The 20921-nt window shown below is 38.0% G+C and carries 25 protein-coding genes, 1 tRNA gene and 1 pseudogene; 16 read left to right on the top strand and 11 right to left on the bottom strand.

Going from position 1 to position 20921, the window contains the following annotated elements:
- The first annotated feature begins 309 nt into the window (after positions 1 to 309).
- Positions 310 to 2403 carry a S9 family peptidase gene (locus NNJ85_RS01335; RefSeq protein ID WP_254472945.1) on the top strand — a complete coding sequence of 698 codons (2094 nt, stop codon included), beginning with the start codon at positions 310 to 312 and terminating at the stop codon, positions 2401 to 2403.
- A gap of 83 nt (positions 2404 to 2486) precedes the next feature.
- On the opposite strand, the gene NNJ85_RS01330 is transcribed toward NNJ85_RS01335, so the two are convergent.
- A complete protein-coding gene (locus NNJ85_RS01330) occupies positions 2487 to 3089 on the bottom strand; it encodes a superoxide dismutase (protein WP_254472943.1) in 603 nt (200 codons plus the stop codon).
- A 763-nt stretch (positions 3090 to 3852) separates the two neighbouring features.
- On the opposite strand from NNJ85_RS01330, the gene NNJ85_RS01325 reads away from it, so the two are divergent.
- Positions 3853 to 3927, top strand: a tRNA-Gln gene (locus tag NNJ85_RS01325).
- An 82-nt stretch (positions 3928 to 4009) separates the two neighbouring features.
- Here the strand turns inward: NNJ85_RS01325 and NNJ85_RS01320 are convergent.
- From NNJ85_RS01320 to NNJ85_RS01285, 8 genes are all read right to left on the bottom strand, one after another.
- Positions 4010 to 5047: a tyrosine-type recombinase/integrase gene (locus NNJ85_RS01320; RefSeq protein ID WP_254472941.1), complete on the bottom strand. Its 1038-nt coding sequence runs from the start codon at positions 5045 to 5047 to the stop codon at positions 4010 to 4012.
- Positions 5048 to 5049: 2 nt separating this feature from the next.
- Positions 5050 to 5301, bottom strand: coding sequence for a hypothetical protein (locus tag NNJ85_RS01315; RefSeq protein ID WP_254472939.1), 252 nt, complete (start codon positions 5299 to 5301; stop codon positions 5050 to 5052).
- A gap of 109 nt (positions 5302 to 5410) precedes the next feature.
- The gene (locus NNJ85_RS01310; RefSeq protein ID WP_254472937.1) at positions 5411 to 6034 is read right to left on the bottom strand and encodes a lambda exonuclease family protein; all 624 of its coding nucleotides are present in this window, start codon (positions 6032 to 6034) and stop codon (positions 5411 to 5413) included.
- 1 nt (position 6035) lies between these two features.
- Positions 6036 to 6800 carry an ERF family protein gene (locus tag NNJ85_RS01305; protein WP_254472936.1) on the bottom strand — a complete coding sequence of 255 codons (765 nt, stop codon included), beginning with the start codon at positions 6798 to 6800 and terminating at the stop codon, positions 6036 to 6038.
- Positions 6801 to 6876: 76 nt separating this feature from the next.
- Complete coding sequence (locus tag NNJ85_RS01300) at positions 6877 to 7377, bottom strand: hypothetical protein (RefSeq protein WP_254472934.1); 501 nt, start codon at positions 7375 to 7377, stop codon at positions 6877 to 6879.
- 12 nt (positions 7378 to 7389) lie between these two features.
- A complete protein-coding gene (locus tag NNJ85_RS01295) occupies positions 7390 to 8028 on the bottom strand; it encodes a hypothetical protein (RefSeq protein WP_254472932.1) in 639 nt (212 codons plus the stop codon).
- A gap of 91 nt (positions 8029 to 8119) precedes the next feature.
- A complete protein-coding gene (locus tag NNJ85_RS01290; RefSeq protein WP_254472930.1) occupies positions 8120 to 8524 on the bottom strand; it encodes a hypothetical protein in 405 nt (134 codons plus the stop codon).
- A gap of 166 nt (positions 8525 to 8690) precedes the next feature.
- Entirely contained in the window at positions 8691 to 9341 is a 651-nt protein-coding gene (locus NNJ85_RS01285) for a S24 family peptidase (RefSeq protein WP_208441681.1), read from the bottom strand.
- Positions 9342 to 9439: 98 nt separating this feature from the next.
- On the opposite strand from NNJ85_RS01285, the gene NNJ85_RS01280 reads away from it, so the two are divergent.
- The 11 genes and pseudogenes from NNJ85_RS01280 (at position 9440) to NNJ85_RS01230 (ending at position 15934) form a co-directional block, all read left to right on the top strand.
- The gene (locus NNJ85_RS01280; RefSeq protein ID WP_254472929.1) at positions 9440 to 9703 is read left to right on the top strand and encodes a hypothetical protein; all 264 of its coding nucleotides are present in this window, start codon (positions 9440 to 9442) and stop codon (positions 9701 to 9703) included.
- A 66-nt stretch (positions 9704 to 9769) separates the two neighbouring features.
- Entirely contained in the window at positions 9770 to 10249 is a 480-nt protein-coding gene (locus NNJ85_RS01275) for a crossover junction endodeoxyribonuclease RuvC (RefSeq protein WP_254472928.1), read from the top strand.
- Positions 10242 to 11414, top strand: a complete 1173-nt coding sequence (locus NNJ85_RS01270; RefSeq protein ID WP_254472927.1) for a YdaU family protein — start codon at positions 10242 to 10244, stop codon at positions 11412 to 11414. The genes NNJ85_RS01275 and NNJ85_RS01270 overlap by 8 nt, the downstream gene beginning before the upstream one ends.
- Positions 11335 to 11778, top strand: a complete 444-nt coding sequence (locus NNJ85_RS01265; protein WP_254472926.1) for a hypothetical protein — start codon at positions 11335 to 11337, stop codon at positions 11776 to 11778. Before NNJ85_RS01270 ends, NNJ85_RS01265 begins: the two co-directional genes overlap by 80 nt.
- 182 nt (positions 11779 to 11960) lie before the next feature.
- Positions 11961 to 12431 (top strand): hypothetical protein, encoded by a 471-nt coding sequence (locus NNJ85_RS01260; protein ID WP_254472925.1) that lies wholly within the window; start codon positions 11961 to 11963, stop codon positions 12429 to 12431.
- Between the two features lie 266 nt (positions 12432 to 12697).
- Positions 12698 to 13561: a hypothetical protein gene (locus NNJ85_RS01255; protein ID WP_254472924.1), complete on the top strand. Its 864-nt coding sequence runs from the start codon at positions 12698 to 12700 to the stop codon at positions 13559 to 13561.
- A 284-nt stretch (positions 13562 to 13845) separates the two neighbouring features.
- Positions 13846 to 14289, top strand: a complete 444-nt coding sequence (ssb, locus tag NNJ85_RS01250; protein ID WP_254472923.1) for a single-stranded DNA-binding protein — start codon at positions 13846 to 13848, stop codon at positions 14287 to 14289.
- A 54-nt stretch (positions 14290 to 14343) separates the two neighbouring features.
- Positions 14344 to 14838 carry a hypothetical protein gene (locus NNJ85_RS01245; RefSeq protein ID WP_254472921.1) on the top strand — a complete coding sequence of 165 codons (495 nt, stop codon included), beginning with the start codon at positions 14344 to 14346 and terminating at the stop codon, positions 14836 to 14838.
- Positions 14839 to 14932: 94 nt separating this feature from the next.
- Positions 14933 to 15190 carry an AbrB/MazE/SpoVT family DNA-binding domain-containing protein gene (locus tag NNJ85_RS01240; protein WP_254472919.1) on the top strand — a complete coding sequence of 86 codons (258 nt, stop codon included), beginning with the start codon at positions 14933 to 14935 and terminating at the stop codon, positions 15188 to 15190.
- Positions 15190 to 15522 (top strand): type II toxin-antitoxin system PemK/MazF family toxin, encoded by a 333-nt coding sequence (locus NNJ85_RS01235; protein ID WP_254472917.1) that lies wholly within the window; start codon positions 15190 to 15192, stop codon positions 15520 to 15522. The genes NNJ85_RS01240 and NNJ85_RS01235 overlap by 1 nt, the downstream gene beginning before the upstream one ends.
- A gap of 141 nt (positions 15523 to 15663) precedes the next feature.
- A pseudogene (locus NNJ85_RS01230) lies at positions 15664 to 15934 on the top strand (type II toxin-antitoxin system RelE/ParE family toxin).
- 29 nt (positions 15935 to 15963) lie between these two features.
- Here NNJ85_RS01230 and NNJ85_RS01225 read toward each other — a convergent pair.
- Together NNJ85_RS01225 and NNJ85_RS01220 are read right to left on the bottom strand one after the other, a co-directional pair.
- Positions 15964 to 16401: a hypothetical protein gene (locus NNJ85_RS01225; RefSeq protein ID WP_254472912.1), complete on the bottom strand. Its 438-nt coding sequence runs from the start codon at positions 16399 to 16401 to the stop codon at positions 15964 to 15966.
- 72 nt (positions 16402 to 16473) lie between these two features.
- On the bottom strand, positions 16474 to 16947 hold the full coding sequence (locus NNJ85_RS01220; protein ID WP_254472911.1) for a hypothetical protein: 474 nt from the start codon (positions 16945 to 16947) through the stop codon (positions 16474 to 16476).
- Positions 16948 to 17241: 294 nt separating this feature from the next.
- Here NNJ85_RS01220 and NNJ85_RS01215 point away from each other — a divergent pair, with 294 nt between their 5' ends.
- Genes NNJ85_RS01215 through NNJ85_RS01205 form a run of 3 tightly spaced genes read left to right on the top strand, consistent with a single transcriptional unit; the run spans position 17242 to position 20913 of the window.
- On the top strand, positions 17242 to 17568 hold the full coding sequence (locus NNJ85_RS01215; protein WP_254472909.1) for a hypothetical protein: 327 nt from the start codon (positions 17242 to 17244) through the stop codon (positions 17566 to 17568).
- The gene (locus NNJ85_RS01210; protein ID WP_254472907.1) at positions 17549 to 18874 is read left to right on the top strand and encodes a PBSX family phage terminase large subunit; all 1326 of its coding nucleotides are present in this window, start codon (positions 17549 to 17551) and stop codon (positions 18872 to 18874) included. Before NNJ85_RS01215 ends, NNJ85_RS01210 begins: the two co-directional genes overlap by 20 nt.
- The gene (locus NNJ85_RS01205; RefSeq protein WP_254472905.1) at positions 18859 to 20913 is read left to right on the top strand and encodes a portal protein; all 2055 of its coding nucleotides are present in this window, start codon (positions 18859 to 18861) and stop codon (positions 20911 to 20913) included. Before NNJ85_RS01210 ends, NNJ85_RS01205 begins: the two co-directional genes overlap by 16 nt.
- Positions 20914 to 20921 lie beyond the last annotated feature (8 nt).

The following is a 20921-nucleotide window of genomic DNA, read 5'->3' as shown; positions in this document are numbered from 1 at the left end:
TAATATAATATCAACAATTTATACATATTTATCCTTTCTATAAAATTATACATTTATACTGTATCAAAAAAAATCAATGCTTTCTCTTATAACTTAATTGTCTTATCCGTCACTTTTATTATAAAAGTGGTATTCTATCCCCACAAAACAATAGCTATGATAGCTAATAAAGAGAAGGATATTAATTGTAAAAATGATCACGAGGCTATTTTTGCAAGTGTGTAGAAATTATATTTTTATATTTGCATCAATAACTTCGATTTTAACATATAAACGAAGCAATTAACATATTTTAATATAGGATTATGTATGACCCGCACTTTTACAATTCCTCCCAAGGCATCTAGAATCACTCATAAGGAAATATATCACGGTATTTTTCGTGATGATCCCTATCATTGGCTACGTGCATCTAACTGGAAAGATGTTTTTAAAAATCCTAACTGTCTTGATTCCAATATTCGATATCATCTCGAAAAAGAAAATGCTTATCAAGCGGCTCAGATGGCTGATACAAAGCCATTAAGAGATTTGCTTTTTACCGAAATGAAAAGCAGAATCCAAGAGAATGATAGTTCCGTTCCTATAAAAAATGGACCTTTTGCTTACGGATTTTCTTATGTTACCGGAGGGCAACAACCACATTATTTTCGGACACCAAGGAATGGTGGAAAAAAACATGTTTATCTTAATGGAGATCTTTTGGCTGAAGGTAAAGAATATTTCAATTTTGGTTCAGTTCAAGAATCTCCAGATCATAGATATGTTGTATGGACTTATGACGATAAAGGATCGGAATTCTATACAGCTAAAATTCGTAATTTAGAAACATTATCTGATTTTACGGACACCATAATTGACACATCCGGACAAATTGTGTGGGATGCTCAATCTGAAGGTTTTTTCTATACAAAGTTGGATGAGAACCACCGACCTTCAGAGCTCTATTATCATCGCTTAGACACAGATCAATCACAAGATAAACTTATTTTTCGTGAAGATAATCCAGGTTTTTTCTTAAATGTAAGCGGTTCTAAGCTTCATGATGTTATTTATATTAATATTCATGATCATGAAACCTCAGAGATCTGGTTAATTCCTGCCAAAGCGCCTCTTAGCGTTCCTCAATGTGTACGAAAACGGCAAAAAGGTGTTGAATATTCACTTACAGAAGGTGGTGATGTCTTTTATATTCTTACTAATTTAGATAATGCAAAGGACTTTAAAATGATGGTTGCGCCGTGTTCAGCTCCGCAATCAGAAAATTGGTCAGAGCTTGTATCTCATCAGCTCGGATGTTTAATCCTATCCCATGATGCGTATCAAGGCTTTCTTATTTGGCTCGAACGCTTTGAAGGACTTCCTCGTATAAAAATTATGGAGCGTACAACGAAACAAATTCATTCCATTGCTTTTGATGAAGAGGTTTATTCTTTAGGTTTGCAAGGTGCAGCGGAATATAATAGTCAATCTATACGCTTTTCTTATTCATCGATGACAACACCTGATCAAGTACTTGATTACGAGGTGAAAAGTCGCAAACGAATATTGTTAAAGACACAAATAATTCCCTCTGGTCATAATAAAGATGAATATATAACGCGGCGTATTATGGCCACCGCAGAGGATGGTGAAAAAATTCCCATCTCACTTTTTTATCATAAAACAACACCTCTTAATGGTTGTGCACCTTGTTTGCTTTACGGTTATGGTGCTTATGGGATTTCTATTCCTGCTAGTTTCAATAGGAATGCCCTCTCTCTCGTAAACAGAGGTTTTATTTATGCTATTGCCCATATTCGTGGAGGCAAAGAAAAAGGGGTTGAGTGGTATGAGAAAGGAAAGCATCTTTTTAAATATAACACATTTACCGATTTTATTGCCTGTGGGCGCTATCTTGTAGACAATAAATTCACAGCTCATGATCGGCTTATTGCGCATGGTGGTTCGGCAGGAGGAATGTTGATGGGGGTTATTGCCAATATAGCGCCACAGGATTTTGCTGGAATTATAGCCAATGTACCTTTTGTTGATGTTTTAACAACGATGCTCGATGCTTCCTTACCTCTAACGCCTCCAGAATGGCCCGAATGGGGAAATCCTCTTGAATCACAAGAAGATTATAATCTTATAGCTTCTTATTCTCCCTATGATAACGTCAAAGCGCAAAAATACCCCCCTATGCTTGTGATTGCAGGATTAACAGATCCTCGTGTAACTTATTGGGAACCTACAAAATGGGTAGCAAAATTACGTGAATTAAAAACAGATGATAATGCAATTTTATTGCGTATTAACATGGATTCAGGGCACGCTGGTGCGGCTGGACGTTTTTCAAAGTTAGAAGAAGTTGCTTATATCTACGCATATATTCTAAAGATAGCAGGCAAAGACTGTTGTTAACCTATAATATCTTTGTTTGTCAGTCCCTATAATTTATAAGATTATAAGGACTATTATCGACACTAAAAAATTATCTAGACAGCTTACAGTCCACAATCTTCATAAAGTTTTAAAACATAATCCCAATTAATCAAATGATCCACGAAAGCTTCGAGATATTTCGGACGAGCATTGCGGTAGTCAATGTAATAGGAATGTTCCCACACATCTACACCTAGAATAGGTTGAGCATCATGAACCAAAGGATTTTCACCATTTGGCGTTTTCATAATTTCAAGCTTACCATCTTTAACAGCAACCCATGCCCATCCGGAGCCAAATTGAGCACCAGCAGTAGCAATAAAATCAGCACGGAATTTGTCGTAGCCTCCTAGATCAGATTCAATAGCTTTTACTAGTTTTTCAGGGAGTTTTTGACCACCGCCATCTTTTTTCATCCAATGCCAAAAATGGTTATGATTGTAATATTGCGCTGCATTATTAAACAAACCAGTATTTTTTCCAAAACTTTTTTTAACAATCTTTTCAAGGCTTTCATTTTCCAAGCCTGCGTCTTTTACAAGGTTGTTGGTATTGGTAAGATAAGCGAGGTGATGCTTATCATGATGATATTCAAGTGTTTCGCGTGACATATAGGGCGCAAGAGCATCGTAATCATAAGGCAATGCAACCAATTCAAAAGGCATTTAAAAGTCTCCTCGATTCTAATTGTTAAGCTCACTCCAAAAATCTAATTTGCCATTTGCAGCATCTAAAAGCAAATGTTGAATGCTTATTTGTATTAATTTTTGTATTAATTAATTTTAATATCTCTCTTTTTGTAAAAAGAGCTTTTAGGAAATGTATGGGTTCATCAATCAAAAAGGGCCTTAATTTAACTTAAAGATTGCTTATGAAAAAATTTTTATATCTATGAACGGATAAAAAATATCATGATCTTTTGAATAATAAAGTAAATGGAGATAGCTATTAACCTTTGTTCTTTTTTGTCTATTTGTCAATTTATTGGTGTGTTATGGAGTCTGCAACAGAATATAAAATATTATTTTCAAAAGGAAATTTTTTCAATGCGCTTGATTTTATTTCGTAGCGTTATCCATGAATAACACAACATAAAAGACAACTTTTGTTTTAATTGAGTAAGATGAGTTTTGAATATATCAAGAAAAACATATACTCATTTATTGGAGACATGAATAAACGATAAGATTTTCATCTTCTGTTTTTAGAGAAATTAATATAAGAGTGAAATAATTGATGGATAAATGGCTGTGACTTGTGCTAAGAGAATGACTGTCTATCCGTTTCTGTTGGAAATTTGTATCGTTGCAGTATTGTACAAGGTTTAGAGACTTTATGATAAAAAAGTAAGATCTTTTATTTTCAGATATTGCGTCTCATCATAGGAATCGCTATAAGGTGCAAAAGCAGCTGTAAAGCGTGTTTTTTTGGGGTATAGCCAAGCGGTAAGGCACCGGTTTTTGGTACCGGCATTCCCTGGTTCGAATCCAGGTACCCCAGCCATACTTTAATGAAATCAATGAGTTATCAGAAAGTACGGGAATTTTATTTCCGTTGATTCTTTTAACTTATTTTCTGTATATCCCTAACTTTTTTGAAGCTTTTTAATTGCTTCTATTGCGAGACGTTTACGATCTGCGCTCTTTGTGTAAAGAGATGCCATATTATCCTCAGTCCAGCCAAAAAGTGCTTTCATTTGTGAAACTGTAGCACCGGCATTAGCTGCGCGGGTGGCTGCTAATTTTCTCAATCCATGGGCTGATTTTTTTATCCCTGATGCATTGCAAGCTTTACGAAATAAGTTGCCAAAACTTTCCTTAGTCAGTTTTTTACCTTCTTTTCCACAAATAAATGTTTCATCGCCTATGGGACCAACTTTAAGGGTTTCTGCAAGCTCTGGTAAAATAGGAAGAAAAACATCTGTTTTAAATTGGCTCTTTTCTGTTTTGAGATGAATAATATCATCTTTGACATCTTTCCAGCCAATGCGAACGGCATCACCACGACGTAAGCCCGTATACAAAAGCACATCAATCCAAACGCGTTCATGGGTACCATGATGCCATTTGTGATAATATTTATCTATGTCTTCTTCTAACCATGGGGTGAAGCCTTCTGCGTTAAAGGATTTTGGCGGTTTTATGTTAAAAGCGGGGTTTCTGTTTAAAAGAGCATTATCAACCGCCCAATTAAAAAGACCATTTAAAGCCGTTAAAAAGTGTCTTGCTGCTGCGGGAGTATTGCGTCTTCTTTCTACAGCATCAAGAATATGTTGTTTTTCTATACTTTTATACGCGCGATTACCAATATGTTTAGAAATATTGTTTAGAATTCTATATTTAACTTTTTTCGTTGACTCTGATTGATTATGCCATTGCATACTTTGTAAATACTGATGCAATAACCAGTCAAAAGACCCTTCTGTAAGCTTAGTGCGTTTTATTATCTTAGAAGAGCCATTTTGCACGTGCTTAAGGGCAAGTGTATAATTATCAACAAATTCTTGTGTTCCATACGTTCCTTCAATCCGAACTCGTGGTCCATGACCAATACGGACATACCATATAATTTTACCATGGCGTGTGCGTTCACGAACAAGATATGGTGGACGACGTTTGGGCATGATTAGAACTCTATGCCGTCAACAGAGGGGCAAGAAGGGTGAGTACTACATTCTTCTTGTTCGTTTTCAAGAGGTGGAAAGTCTTCAATACTGTAAGCATTATTCCTTGTTGTTGGTGTTGTTATAGTTTTATTGATATGAATTAATAACTCTCCAGTAGGTTTGATTTCTACAACCTCTGCTCCTTGTTTTTTGGCTTCTCTTAAAGCGCGTGCAATGGCTGGTTGTGTTATGGTAGGTGGGCGGTGTGCCATGTCTATTCCCCTTAATTTAGGTGCAATTCACCCGTGTTGTGAATCACGTATTGATTAAAATTATTATGAAAGGGTGGGGGTGCTGGGAGGAGAGAGCACCCCCATAATATCAAGCGGCTTTCGTCAAAATCTTTTGCATCTCTTGTTCTATTTCTGCTAAAAAGATTTCGACCGCTTGATTAATCCGTTCGATTTGTTCTTCATCACGGTGAATGCGCTTGATTTTCATACGAAAATCAGATGATCTGCCTACAAAACGCGGATCATAACTGATAAAATCACACCATTTGCGCCCCGTACAAGCCATTTGAAATTGCATTTGTGCAAGATATTCAGGCTTGATATTACTATCTATAAAGAAGCGTAGATGATTTGGTGGTTGCGGGCATTTAACCTCTACTAAACCATCTTCACCAATAAACCCATCAGGACTTGCACCAGCCATTTGGATTGTGGGATGTTGAATGAAACCACACCTTGTGACCTCTGTATCATAAATGAATTCATATTCTCTCAAGGCATCTTCTTCATGTTCAATGCCCCATTGCATAGCCGGTGTTGTATAAGATTGGCTTATTTCCTCTGTTAATCGCTCTGTCATAAGCTTTATTTTGTAGTCTTCATATTTGCTTGTAGGCATTCCCTTGGCTGTTTTACTGAGTACGTTATAAACGTTTGAAGCGGTGACTTTACCTAAACGGGCTTGAAACCATTCTGCTGTTCTTTGTTCCATTTCACACCGCCTTTTGTTGCTCTTGTTGTGCTTTATTCATTTGCGAGCGTTGCTTTTTTTTCAAAGCAAACAAAACGGTTTGTGCTTGTTTATAAGACATCTGTGTTAGGCTTTTTACTCCTATGAAAGAAATAATATCGCTTTCCTTTGATTGTGTCTGTTCCATTAATTCTTTGATTTCATTCATCTGTTCAGAAGAGATACCAGCAAGAATTGTGACTCCATCTGTATCGTCTTCTTTTCTTGCTACATTAAGAAGCATGCCTAGCAGGTATCTTCGTGCATAGGTAATTGTAGAGCCAACCGCTTGTATGCTGTTTTTGCTCCCTGTTGTGTCAAAGGGAAATGTTCCTTGTGTTGATATTTCATTCCCTGATTTATGTGTTAAAGTCATTTCTACGGTTATACCGTTTGAATTCTGTTCTTTGATCTGAGAAAACAAGGCAAAGTGATGTTTTGCAAGAGGTTCCTTGATTGCATCAATATATTTATCAAGCGTTGTATAGATACTTTTAGTATGTGTATTAAGGGCATTTTGTTCGATGTTTTTATATTCCATTTGTATAGCAGAAAGATCACGGATAAAGTCTTGGCGCTCTTGTCGTTCTATCTCCTTTTCTCGCAATTCAAGAAGACTCTTGAGACGGTCCAGATCGACATCACTTTGTAAAGCTCTTTCTAAAATAAGCTCCATAGCTGTTGTTTGATTTTCACCATCATTTGTTTGTTTTTCTAATTCGGTTTTCGTGATAGTTAACTCACTCATCTTGATTTCCTCCATTAAAGCGCAACTCACCGGTGGCGTGAATCACGCATGTATTAAAAGTTGTTTGGTTTGATTGTTAAATTTTTATATCTTGAGGAATTCTCGTGTTTCCGTTAATATTAGCTAATCCACAAACCTCGGCATTTTGATAAATCTTAACTTCGTCATAAATACGAGCATTCTCATAAACTTTTGCATCTCCAAAAATCTCAACATTTCCCACGAAACAGCCTGATATAATAGCATTATCATAAATTTTTACATTGTTATAAATGCGAGCAGGACCCATAATATAGGTATTTCCAAAAACCTCTGCATTGTCATAAACACGTGCATTGCCATAAACCTTAGCATTCTCATAAATTTTGGCATTGCCATAAACATATCCAGTTGCACAGGGTATATATGAACCACCTACCCAACAATTGCCCTCATGGCTAAGATTTCCTTCATTTTCAATAAAACCACCTAGATCTCCTTTTTTAACATCTCCAAAGTCTTTCAATGCTCTAATTCGGTAAAGCGTTGTTCCATCAACTTCGATTGTCTCATCAGTCAGTTCGTATTTTTTTTCCATGATTATTTGCCCCTACCTTAAAACAGTGTCGTTTCCGGATACTTTTGTATTTCCGGTTACTTTAGCACTATCACAAACAATAGAACCACCAAACACACGAGCATTACCAGAGACCTTTGTGTGACCGCCAACCGTAGCTTTTTCATAAACATGCGCTCCGTCATAAATCTTGGCTTCACCAGTAATTTTAGCCTTTCCAAAAATACGAACATTAAAAGAAACTTCTGCAAAGCCAAAAACTTTGGCATTACCATAGATGTAGGCATCACCAGCAACTCTTGCTTTGTTATAAACTTCGGCATTATCGTAAATTGTGGCATCTTCACAAATACACGCTGTATCAGAAATTTTTGCATGTCCATAAATCAAGGCATTATTAAAAATTTCTGCATCATCATAAACAAGGGCATTCCCATAAATCTTAGCATTGTCATAAACCTTGGCATTATGATAGATACGTGCATAATCATAAACCCAAGCATTATTAGCAATCCAACAGTCGTCTTCATGGCTTAAGTTCCTTTCATGTTCAATAAAGCCACCTAGATCACCAGTCTTAATATCTCCAAAGTCTCTTAAAGCGCGTATGCGGTGGAGAGTGTGACCATCAACTTCGATTGTTTTATCGGTAAGTTCGTATTTTTTTTCCATGATTTATTTCCTTTAAGTTAGACTCTCCCTTTGCCGCTCTTGAAAAGAACGGCATTGGTTTGTGTGATAATTTTTTGAAAAAGGGGTGCTTTTAGAAACGTGACGTATAGCTTGGGTAGTTTGGAAGGACATCCCAAGGAGTTAAACGGTGCTGTTGTTCATAAGTCCCGTACATTTCGTCTTCATATTTTTCTTCTGCGATCTCTTCTAAAATTTCATTGTAGATATCACTTTCGCGTATAAAGTAATGAACTTTCCTCTCCTCATAGAGATGTTCGATATTTTCTTTTACATATGCTTCTGCCATCTCTTCAGAAATGTCTTCACAACTCTTTTCAGAAGGATTTATGCGAAAGATTTGTATAACATCATCTACTCCATAAACAATGCTTAGAATTTGGCTTGCATCAAGTGGTCCACCTTCTGCAATGTGTTGATCTTTATCGAAGTAGATTAAAAGAATTTCATCGGAATTAATAAGAATTGGCTTTTCCATAATTTCCCCTCCCTGACGCCTCGTGGCGATTGTTTGTTTGTGGTTTATGGATACCAATGTAGCGATTTTGAAAACAAAGTCAATAAAAAAATGTAGCGATTTTGAAAATTTTTTTTAAAAATGATAAATTAAAGACTTACTTGAAGAAAAGTATAAAAATATTAATTCATATTCTGGCTGGCTTAATCCAGTCGATAGGTGCACACCATTCTAATTCTACATCTACGATATCGGCATATTTTCCATTTATACTGGATAAAACCCATTTCCCTTTTTCTTTTCCGAGACGTAATACTTTGATATAAACTTTTCCACATTTAGTTTTTACGATAGCGCGGTTGTTAATAAGATCCTCTGGTGGCAGATGATAGGAATAAAAAAGAAGGCTTCCTTCTTCAATGGCTGGAAACATAGAATCACCTACCACCCGAACGGCGACAGTTCCTTTAGGAGCAGAAGGTGGGGCTTCTACTTCTTCTAGACAACCAGAATCTATAGCGATTATTTCTCCGCCGGCTCCTACAGATCCAATCAAAGGAACTAAGTGATTAGTGGGAATAGAAGCGCCTGTAAGCTTTGATATTTCTAATAATTCTCGAGCAGAAATATCTCTTGTTCCCTTTAGCATTTTATTGACGGCAGCACGATCTATAGAGCGACCTAAAGAAGCTGTTAGCCGTCTTGAAAGCTCTGATTGGCTTAATCCAGCTTCAGATAAGGCATTTTGTAGCCATTGCGAAATACTTATTGTCATATCTTTATTGTAGGTACGTTGTATACAATCGTCATTTTCTAATTTAGAAACATGTAATTTCATTATCAATTTTCCTTCTTGACATTGTTTTTATAATCGCTACATAATGGGCTATGAAACAATTTTATGAAATAATAAATCTGTTAGGTGGAGTTCGTAGGGTGTCTCAGTTGCTCGGAGTTCATAGAACACGTGTGTATGTCTGGCTGCGTCCTGTATCAAAAGGTGGAACTGGTGGGAGAATTCCGACAAAACATATCCCAATTCTTTTAAATGAAGCCAAAAGAATTGGAGCACCGATTAAGGCAGAAGATTTTTTCTCGTTTTTTTATGGAGGGCAATCATATGAGACTATATCATTTCAAGTATCTGCTTTTACACCTACTCCTACAGATAATAACGAGCACCAACAGCACAATTTTTAAAAGCTTAATCACTGTGCATGTCATCATGGCGTGCAGATAAATACACAACAGCCTTAAGGGGGGATTATGATCACGCATGCACAAACCATTCTCTGTCTTGATCTAGGGACCAAGACGGGGTGGGCTATATGCGGTGCTGATGGTCACATAACAAGCGATACAGAACATTTTAAATCACGCCGTTTTGAAGGCGGTGGGATGCGTTATTTACGCTTTAAGAGATGGCTTACAGAAATAAAGCAGACAGCAGGTAGCATTGACGCGGTTTATTTTGAAGAGGTGAGGCGTCATGTTGGAACCGATGCAGCGCATGTTTACGGTGGTTTGTTAGCAACGTTAACGGCGTGGTGTGAACATCATGAGATACCGTATGAGGGGATACCGGTTTGTACGATTAAGAAAGTGACGACGGGCAAGGGGAATGCGTCGAAAGAAGAGATTATAGAGGCAATGCGTGCAAAAGGACACGCGCCTTGTGATGATAATGAAGCGGATGCTTTAGCGATTTTACATTTAATTAAAGAAAGGGAGAGCGGGCATGTCTAATGGGATGCCGTGGATACGATTTAATTTGTATGACTGGATTAGTGGTACAGATGGAATGACATTGGAACAACGGGGTGTTTATATAACGCTTCTTGTTCGCATGTATGATAAGAAAGCACCAATTAAAACAGATTTTGAAACGCTTGCACGCGCTTGCAATTGTTCGCAGAAAAAGTTTGCAACTATTGTCGAATATTTAATAAGTGATGATAAACTTATTGAGACAGATGATGGATTGTGGAATAGGCGTGTTGAAGAAGAGCTAAAAGATTTTGCTGATAAAAAAGACTACATATCGCGAGTTCGTAGTGAAGCTGGTAAAAAAGGCGCACAAGCGAAAAGTAATATAAAACAACACGTTGATAATTTTGCTGAAGCAAACGTTAAGCAAAATAATGATTTTGCTGAAGCAAAAATTAAGCAAAACGTTTTTTTTGCTGAAGCAAACGACAAGCAAAATCAAGCTATAAAGAATAAGAATAATATATATAAAAAAAATAAAACTATCGTTTTATCAAAAAAAGAAACTGAGTTTGAAGATTTAGAAACAATCGATTTGGTTGACGAGCCAATCGAGTGTGATGATGTTGATAGCCAATCAGAGCTAATCGAAACATCATCAGAAAACCAATCACCCATTCACGAGCAAGAAAGCGTTCCGAAAAAAGCAAAACGAGCGAAAACTAATCGAGAGTGTCGATTGCCTGCTGATTTCGAACCTAATTTGCAATACGCAATCGATAAAGGGTTAACGCATGATGAGGCGTTATTAGAATTTGAAAGATTTACCAATTATTGGGAAGCCAACCCATATTCCAAGGCCAAAAAACGCGATTGGCAAATGACTTGGTACAATTGGATTACGAGCCCTATAGGGGCATTAGCCAAGAAAAAGGAAAAATTAGAAAGGGAGAAACAATATGGAAACTTTTCAAAAGATCAAAAAACTTGTGGTGGTACCGGAGAGGCAATCCGTAACCTTATCCGTGAAGCAGGATTTAGCGAATCCACTTCAAAACATTGCAGATCAGATGGTGAAGTGCGTCACAATGGAATATCCATGGACCTTGATCAATGGCGTGCAATTGACACCAGCACTAGAGGAACAAGCTTTTACAACCTATCAGACAATCCAAAACTTACTTACCTTGAAAGCGTCTGTTGAAGACATTGCAGAGGCTCTTGATGTGCTTGAAGGTGGTTTGACAATGCAAAAAGTTTCGAATGCAGAGGCACGTGCAAAGGCTTATATTGCTGCTCTTAAAGGCATTTCGTTATGGGCTTTGTTGCAGGCTGTTAAAAATCTTATACGTGGAGAAGCCAAAGGCATGTCAACGACGTTTGTTCCTTCATCTGCTGATCTTGCACGGTATTGTCGTGATTTGGAAAGCAGTCTTCTTGGAGCTGCTGAGAAAGTTTTTATCGCTGTTGAAAATACACGCAACAAGGCATTGGGTGGTAAACGCATTTCATTCACGAGAATAGGAAAGCCTAGCGAAGAGCATGATAACAATTCAAAAGCGGCTTAAAGACAGCAAAATAGTGAAAAGTGCTGATTGTTTTGAGATTAGATATGCGTTTAAACAGCTAAAAAGGTGTCGTACAGAGCGATTTAAAGATTTTTATGATGAAGAACATATCCGCAATACAAAACGCTCTGTACGGTCAAATTTGAGACAAATAAGCTCATAGGTAAAGTTAGAATTAAAACATGCCCATTTTAAAACATTTATCCTTAATAAACCGTAAACAGCCCATACAAAAAAAGTTTGTGGCAACAGCGGTAGGACATGCCCCATGGGGATTGGGAGTAGCAGAGTATTTTTACAACCTTTACGAATATGAAGATGGTGCAAGAGAATACGAGGAATTCGATGGTGGTCAATACCATGAGATGCCTGCGAATGTTGATTACAGTACCAAGGCGCAAGTGAAAGCGTGGGTTTACGGTGGCAACTTACCAAAAAGCGTTTTGAATTATGAAGCGTTGATAAAGGAGTTAAATGCGAAAATCAAAAAACGTACAAAAGATGATCAGTTGATTTGTGAGATAACGAATGATGGTGAGAGAGGTTACCCATTATCGAGTGAAGAGATAGACAGAGAGCTAGAAAAAGCAGTGGATATTCAATTGAGTAAATATCAGAATAAAAAAGTGAAAAAAATCGCAAAGGTATGTTGACAGCGAAAGAAAGTTCGTTTAGAAAAATTCCAAGTGTGTAGAAACACTTGGTGTTAAGCGGACAAACCACGATAAGGTTTTTCCAATTCTTAAAATACTGGCTGTCTTTTATGTTATGACTAGCATATAATGATTTTGTCGGGTGTGGTTATGTCATACAATACCCTTTTTAGGGGAAAGCATACAGCGGACTTAACACCGTGTTTCTAGCGCCCGACGCTCTTATAAGGTGTCAATAGAAACTTTTATGTTAAGGAAAAATTCCAATGAAAAAATATGAATTTACAGGCAGAACAAAACAGGTTTACGATATTGAAACCCGTCAACCTAGAAACATTTATCGCATTCGTGCTTTAAGAGATTTTGATGATGTCAAGGCTGGAGACCTTGGCGGCTTTATTGAAAGGGAAGATAACCTCTCTCATGATGGGGATTGTTGGGTTTATGATAATGCTATGGTTATTATGAATGCTGTCATTTCTGAAAATGCAAAAATACGTAATGACGCTGCTGTTGCTGATAATGCCAAAGTTTATGGCAATGCCAAGATTTATGGAAAAGCTAGGGTTTATGGTCGCGATACCCATGTTTATGGCAATGCCCATGTGTATGATAATGCCAACATTTGTAGTGACGTGTGGTTTCGTAACAAGGGAAAAATTTATGGCAAGTGCGTGGTTAGTGATAATGCTAAGGTTTATGGAGACGCAAAAATTTGTGGTCAAGTTTGTGACAATGCCGTGGTTTATGGCAAAGCCTTTATTTCTATAAGGGCAAAAATTTATGACGATGCAAAAGTTTGGCATAGTGCTTATGTAAAGGGTTCTGTTTATGGCAATGCTAAAGTATCAGGATCTGCTCATGTCTGTGAGGGGTCTCATATTTTTGATAATGCTAAGGTTTATGGGAAAGCGGCTGTTTATAAAGATGTCAAGATTTATGGCAATGCACGTGTTTATGAGAATGCTCGTATTTATGAAAAAGTAGAAATTTATGATGATGCATGTGTTTCTAACAGGTCTATTATTGCAGAGGGTGTCAAAATTTATGGCAATGCCGTTATTAATGGCAAGCAAAAGATTTGTGATGATACTGACGGTAGTGAACAAACTTTAGATAAAACAGTCTAAATAAGGGGCGGAGGGCTGCCTTATAGAAAAAAGCCGCGTCTTAAATGGATGCGGCTTTTGTTTTGCTATAAAAAACAAATGAAAATGCAAGCGATTAAGTGAAGTTAAGTTAGTACTAACAGCGTATATTCAGTTACTTATAACTGTTTTTTAACAAAATTAATGCCGTTCATAGTGATAATACTTAAAAAAATGTTATTATCTTATTGAAATAATTGAAAAAATAAACAAATTATGATAGGATTTTACGTATATAAAATGCAAATCAAATGGAACTTACAAACATGTTGAATAAAGTGATCTTAATTGGCTATTTAGGGGCAGATCCCGAAAGCAAAACAATGAATTCTGGTGCTGAAGTCGTCAATTTTCGGTTGGCTACTTCTGAGAGCTATACGGATAAAAATACCAATCAAAAAGTAGAGAAAACTGAATGGCATTCCGTGGTAGTTTTTAATCCACATTTGGCAAAAATTGCTCTTCAATATTTACACAAAGGTTCAAAGGTTTATGTAGAAGGAAAATTACAAACTCGTAAATGGCAAGATAAAAACGGTATTGACCGCTTCACAACAGAGATTGTCTTGTCACAATACAAAGGCGAATTGCAGTTGCTTGATGCAAAAAAAGAGCAATCCACTCCTTCATCTATCACTTCTCAAAGCTATGCTATCGCTTCAGGTACTGATGATTATGGCATATCTGCTCATGACAGCATGCCGTTTTGATTTAAAGATATAGCAAAAAGAAAAAAATGTGAGTTTCCATAGATGAGGGGATGTATGAGAAAGCAAGATGCTTACACTTCACAAGTAACAGTACGTCAAGATCCTGTTAATCAATTGGCAATTGAAATGCGTGCAAAGCGCTTCTGCTTGACCATAGAAGAGGCTAAAAATCCGCTTTCTGGTACTTATGTTGGGCGGCTGTGTTTAAAAGGTGTGCTTACCCAAGACCAGTATGATGCAGCGCAAAAATATCTTGAAGTGAAAAATGACTATTCGTGTGCAAAAGGTTTGCCAAGCGCTATTTATGACGAAATGCCATCATCTTCTGATGACAAAGCAAGAGAGAAGTGGGTTGAACGTGCAACAGAGAAGTTTTCAAATATACAAGAGGTGGTAAGAGAGGCACAGCGTCTCTATAAACAGTATAATCTTCATAGAGCTTTACAATATCTTGTTGTAGAAGATCAAACATTGCCACATCTTGTGTTATCCTTGCGAATTGCTCTGAATGCTCTCCAGAAATATTTTGACCAAAAAAATAAATGGTAAATGTTTTACGCGTCTTTTTATAAAAGCATCAAAAGCTCTTGAAATAGCTTTTAAAATGTTATATTTTTATATAATATTTTAGAGAGGGCGTTTTATGCATACAACAAAATTACGTAAAGTTGGAGGGTCAGTGATGCTTTCCATACCGCCAGCATTGCTTGATGTTCTTCATCTTACTGAAAATACGCAAGTTGGTTTGGCTGTTGATAATGGACAATTGATTGTGAAACCACAAACATTTCCAAGTTATACTCTTGATGAATTGTTAGCCCAATGCAATCCTTCAGATGATTTTGCAGATGAGGATATGGAGTGGTTTGATGCTAAACCTGTTGGTAGAGAGCTCTTGTGATGAAGCGGGGCGAAATTTGGCTTGTATCTCTTGATCCATCTTCTGGCTATGAGCAAAAAGGAACGCGTCCTGTACTGATTGTATCACCAGAAGCGTTTAATCGTGTAACGAAAACACCCATTGTCTTACCTATAACAAGCGGGGGAAATTTTGCTAGAACAGCAGGTTTTGCTGTCTCATTAATGGGAGCAGGACTACATACAACAGGCGTGATACGTTGTGACCAGCCACGTGCTCTTGATATTGGAGCACGTCAGGGTAAAAAAATGGAAACAGTCCCTCCCATGATTATGAATGAAGTCCTTGCTAAGCTAGCAACATTTCTCACGTAGTTTTGTTTACGCATCTGAACGATGTTAAAGTAAGCAGCATGGCGTGAAGTGTTTTCTGTACGTCTTCTAAATACTAGGAAAAATAATTTATTCTATGTGCAAAAAGCACCTTTTTTATTTCTGAAGAGGTGAGGAAAGAGCTTGGCTTGGACGATTAGAGATGAAAAAAAAGCTCTCAGTTTTTTTTAAAAAATGCGATAAAAAAGAAGCACGTCGGATTGTTGTTTTTTTAGATCAACATGTTGCTTTTCTCGAGGATGTGCGTGCAATAGGTAAGCCCTTAAGAGGTCAGTTATCAGGTTTATGGAGGTATCGTGTAGGAGATTACAGGATATTGTGTGATCTTTATGATAAAGAGCTTGTCGTGTTAGTTTTGGCTGTTAGACATAGAAAAAATATATATAAAAGTTAAGGAAAATCTTTTATAAAATATTTTAATCTTTAATCAAGGATTAAAAGGAGTAATATCATACAACTAACTGCGGCGGTTGTTAATAAAAATAAATAAGCAGGAATTTTTAATTTAAAACGCCAAAGTAAATTAATGATAATGGACATTATACTGATAAATATGAGTACTACTATTACAACTATGAAATCATCAAATGTTATGCGCCTTCGAGGTTTTTCATAATCAGAAACAGCGGAAAACGAAATGTTATATTGATTAATTCCACTATCTGATAAAATCTTTTTTGGGTGCTGTGCTACTACGTATTCCTTTTGCACAACTTTAATTTTTTCATGTAAATTTTCATCAGTAGTAGAAGACTGATAATGAGTAAAAATCTGTTCACTTTTGGCATAATCAGAAAGAAAAAGCCCACTGATTACTATGACTAATAAGTAACTTATTTTTTTTACTGATAAATAATTCATTATTTCTTTTATGGTTGAAGTTTAAGTATATATTAAAGATTAGGGGAAAAGACTTAATAAATATTTTGATCGTTAGACAATTTTCCAAATAAATTTGATCAACGCTATAAACGCTATAAGACAAATTAATATCAATGCTATAATCGCTACGATCCCTACAATTTCATCTAAATTTTGTATTATAGCAATAAAAATTAACACTCCTAAAAATGCTATTCCTAATACAGGATAAAATACAAAGGTTGCTGCCATAGCTGTATAGCATCCTGTTTGGAATTGGAGGGACAAGAGCTCATAAAATGCGCTGTCAATATTTTCATCTTTTAAACTTAGCTTTTCTTCTCTTGCACATGCACTTAGTATCAAGAAATACGATACAAATGCTACAAATATTGGTACAATTAATTTATCTTGTTGTTCGTTGTTTAATCCGAAGGGATCAAAACCCAATATCATCAAGCCAATTATAGCAAAGAGTGGTAAAAATAAAATTAGTGTAAATGTCTTTTTAATTCTGCATAAATCTGCTTTTTTGAAAAACCACATTTCTCCTCCCCTTTTTAGCAGTCCTCAATTGTATAATTGATTCGTTTAGATGAGGCAATTACGAGATTTTGGCTATAAAAGATACTAGATTTAGAGAAAAAAATAAAAAAATATACAATATCGTGATTTTTTTGTTGACATGGGGTAAATAATGGTGTTTTATAACGCTGCTGTACTAGTCGAATTGCGTCCAAAATTACAGTAGATCGTTTCTCGTTAAACCCCTTTTATAATGATATGATTGTTTAGAGCCCTGCGTTTGCGGGGTTTTTTGTTATCTGGAGAAAGTATTTGATGACAGCAGAAAATACAGAGGTGACTTCGCAGCCAAAAAGAATGCCACCGAAAGCAGGGCAAGGGCGTGTCAAAGGGGTACCGAATAAGAATACACGTCTTCTTAAAGAGGCAATTATTAAAGCAGCTGAATTGGCAGGCAATAAGTATGGCAAGGAAGGGTTGATCTCTTATTTGGAAAAGCAAGCACTCAAATGCCCTGCTGCTTATTTAGCGTTGCTTGGTAAGGTGTTGCCTTTGCAAGTGACAGGGGAAGATGGCGAAGCAATTAAAATGATAGGGCGTGTGGAAATAGCGCCTTTAATGAATGACGACAAGACAGATTAAGATCGTACCGAAGCTTATTCCACTTTTTGCAGGGGATGCTTTGGTTCGAGCAGCTTGGGGTGGACGGGGGTCTGGCAAGACAAGATCATTTGCTTTGATGGCGGCTTTAAAAGGCTATCAATTTGGCATGCAAGGGATATCGGGGACTATTCTTTGTGCGCGTCAGTTTCAAAATTCGTTGGCAGAAAGTTCATTGGAGGAAATTAAGCGTGCTATTGAATCGCACGATTTTTTAAAGAGCTATTACAAGGTTGGAGAGGCTTCGATTAAGTCGAATGATGGGCGTATAGCCTTTCAGTTTTGTGGACTGGACCGTAATATTGCAAGTATCAAGTCCATGGGGCGTATTTTACTCTGTTGGGTTGATGAGGCAGAGCCGGTCACAGAGACAGCTTGGCAGACGCTTATTCCAACATTGCGTGAAGAGGGAGAGGGCTGGAGAGCCGAGTTATGGGTAACATGGAATCCGTTACGGGATAATGCACCAGTTGAGAAACGATTTCGCTTTTCGGATAATGAAGCCATTAAACGTGTTGAGATCAACTGGTCCGATAATCCGAAGTTTCCCAAGATCTTGAATGAAGCGCGGCTTGATGACCTTAGAAACCGTCCAGAGACTTATAAGCATATCTGGGAAGGGGCTTATCTTACAGCGGTTCAAGGGGCTTACTACCAAAAGGAAATGTTAGCAGCCGAGCAAGAGGGGCGGATAGGGCGTGTTGCCCGTGATCCTTTAATGCAGATACGCGCCTTTTGGGATATTGGGGGGACGGGTGCTAAGGCAGATGCCACAGCGATTTGGATAGCACAATTTGTTGGCAGAGAGATCAGAGTGCTGGATTATTACGAGGCACAAGGGCAGCCATTATCGGAACATATCGGCTGGTTACGGCAAAATGGTTATGAGAAGGCACTGATGGTTTTGCCGCATGATGGTGCGACTAGAGACCGTGTGCACAATGTGAGTTTTGAAAGTGCTCTTAATGATGCGGGTTTTGAAACGCAAGTCATTCCCAATCAAGGGGCTGGTGCTGTCAAAATGCGAATAGAGGCAGTGCGGCGTATTTTACCTTCTGTTTGGTTTAATGAGGAAACGACCGTAGCGGGTCGTAAGGCACTCAGTTGGTATCATGAAAAATGGGATGAGAAGCGGGGCATTGGTTTGGGGGCAGAGCATGATTGGTCCAGTCATGGTGCGGATGCCTTTGGACTTATGTGCATTGTTTATGAAGCACCACTTATTAAACCGCAACAAGAACGTTATCGCACTATGGAAAGAGAAGCGGCATCATGGATGGCATTCTAAGTCATAACTATAAAAAAACGACATGTTTTGATGAATATGAACTCTATAGGCGCTTAAAATCTTGGTATAAGGAAGATATTGAACACGTTAATGAATGGCGTGAACAGGCGCGTGAAGATTTTGATTTTTATAATGGTCGTCAATGGGCAGAGGAAGATCTTGCGGTTTTAAAGGCGCAGCGGCGCCCCGTCATGACCTTTAATCGCATTGCACCCCTTGTTAATGCAATTGTTGGGGCAGAGCGTAACAACAAGCGTGAAGTGCAGTTTCAACCACGGCAAGTGGGAGCAGCCATATCTAATGAATTGCTAACCGGAGCAGCAGAATGGTTTCGTGATGAGGCAGAGGCGGAATATGCCGATTCCGATGCTTTTCAGGATATGATCATTTGTGGCATGGGCTGGACAGATACCAGACTTGATTATGAAACAGATCCTGAAGGAACTCCCGCTGTCCAGCGTTTAGATCCGTTGAAAATGGTATGGGATGCGAATGCCGTAAGACCCAATCTCATTGATGCACAGCGTATGTGGTATGTTGACCGTAAAACCATTGAGGATGCTAAAAGTCTTTTTCCTGATGTGGCAGTTGAAGATCTTCATGCCGATTGGGCAATTGATGATACAACTGCTTGTGAGGAGTATCGTGCATCACTTGATGCCTATCATGAGGATTCCAATACTGCATCATCATCAGAGTCATTTACTGGAAAACGCTATGTTACACTTGTTGAATGCCGTTGGTTTGAATACGAAGCTTATTTCAAGGCGCCTGATCTTCAAACAGGACAGATGCGCAATTATAGCAAACAAGAGTTCGAACAGCTTCAAAGGATAATACCACAACTACAAGGGGTGTGTTTTAATAAAAAAGTGGTAAGACGCGCTTTTTTGGGACGGCGTCTTTTAGCAAAGCCTGATAAACCATTAGCGCCTGATGGGCAGCTTGGCTGGGAATGTATTACAGGCACGTTGGATAAACTGAAGAACCAGTTTTACGGAATTGTTCGCCCCGCAAAAGATCCGCAAAAATGGTCGAATAAATATTTTAGTCAGGTTATGTATATTCTGAATAGTCAAGCCAAAGGGGGCTTGATGGCAGAACGAGGCGCGTTTGATGATGAGCGCCAAGCACTCGAAAATTGGGCACGAACCGATACCATTACTTGGGTTAAAAACGGGGCGCTTACAGGAGGAAAAATCCAGCCAAAGCCAAGTGCACAATTCCCTAGCGGCTTCTTTCAGTTGTTTAATGAATCGCGTGAAGCGATAACGCATGTAACAGGATTATCGGCAGAGTTTATCGGCACAAGAGAGGTTAATCAAGCAAATGTGTTGGAAAATACACGTCGGCAATCAACGCTTAATTTGCTTGCAGGCTTATTTGATAATCTGAAACTTTATCGCTGTCGACAGGGAAAGATTATCCTTTATCTTATTCAAAACTATCTTTCCGATGGTCGTTTGGTACGTATTTCTGGACCAGAAAATGCGCAGTATGTGCCTTTAACCCGTGAAGCTGTAACGACGCTTGAATACGACATTATTGTTGATGATTCACCAACAAGCCCCAATGAAAAAGAGAGAACTTTTGCAGCAATTACGCAGATGTTGCCGTTGCTTGGTGGTTTCTTAACACCAGAGATGATTCCAGATCTTTTAAAGCTTTCGCCATTACCGGCAACATTAGTCGCAAATTTAACGGCAAAAGCACAGCAGGCACAACAAGAACAACAACAGCAGGAGATGATGCAACAAAGACAAGGAGCACAATTAACGCCAGAACAACAAGCAAAGATTGCAGCTTTACAACAGGAGTGCCAAGCAAAGGGAACACTTTATCAACTCGATGCACAGCAGAAACAAGCAGCGTTGCAGCAGAAAAATATTGAGCTTTTCTTGAAACAAGAACAAGCGCGCATGCAGCTCGAACTTCAACGGGCAAAAAACGAGATAGAGCAGCGTGACCTAGAGCGAAAAGCGTATCGAGCGCAGTTGGAACAGTATCGAGCAACAACCGAAAGAGCGCGAATCTATTAAAGGAGCAA

This window comes from Bartonella sp. B1098 (assembly GCF_944896145.1).
Classification (GTDB): Bacteria; Pseudomonadota; Alphaproteobacteria; order Rhizobiales; family Rhizobiaceae; genus Bartonella.
This window is presented reverse-complemented; position numbering and strand designations above follow the sequence as displayed.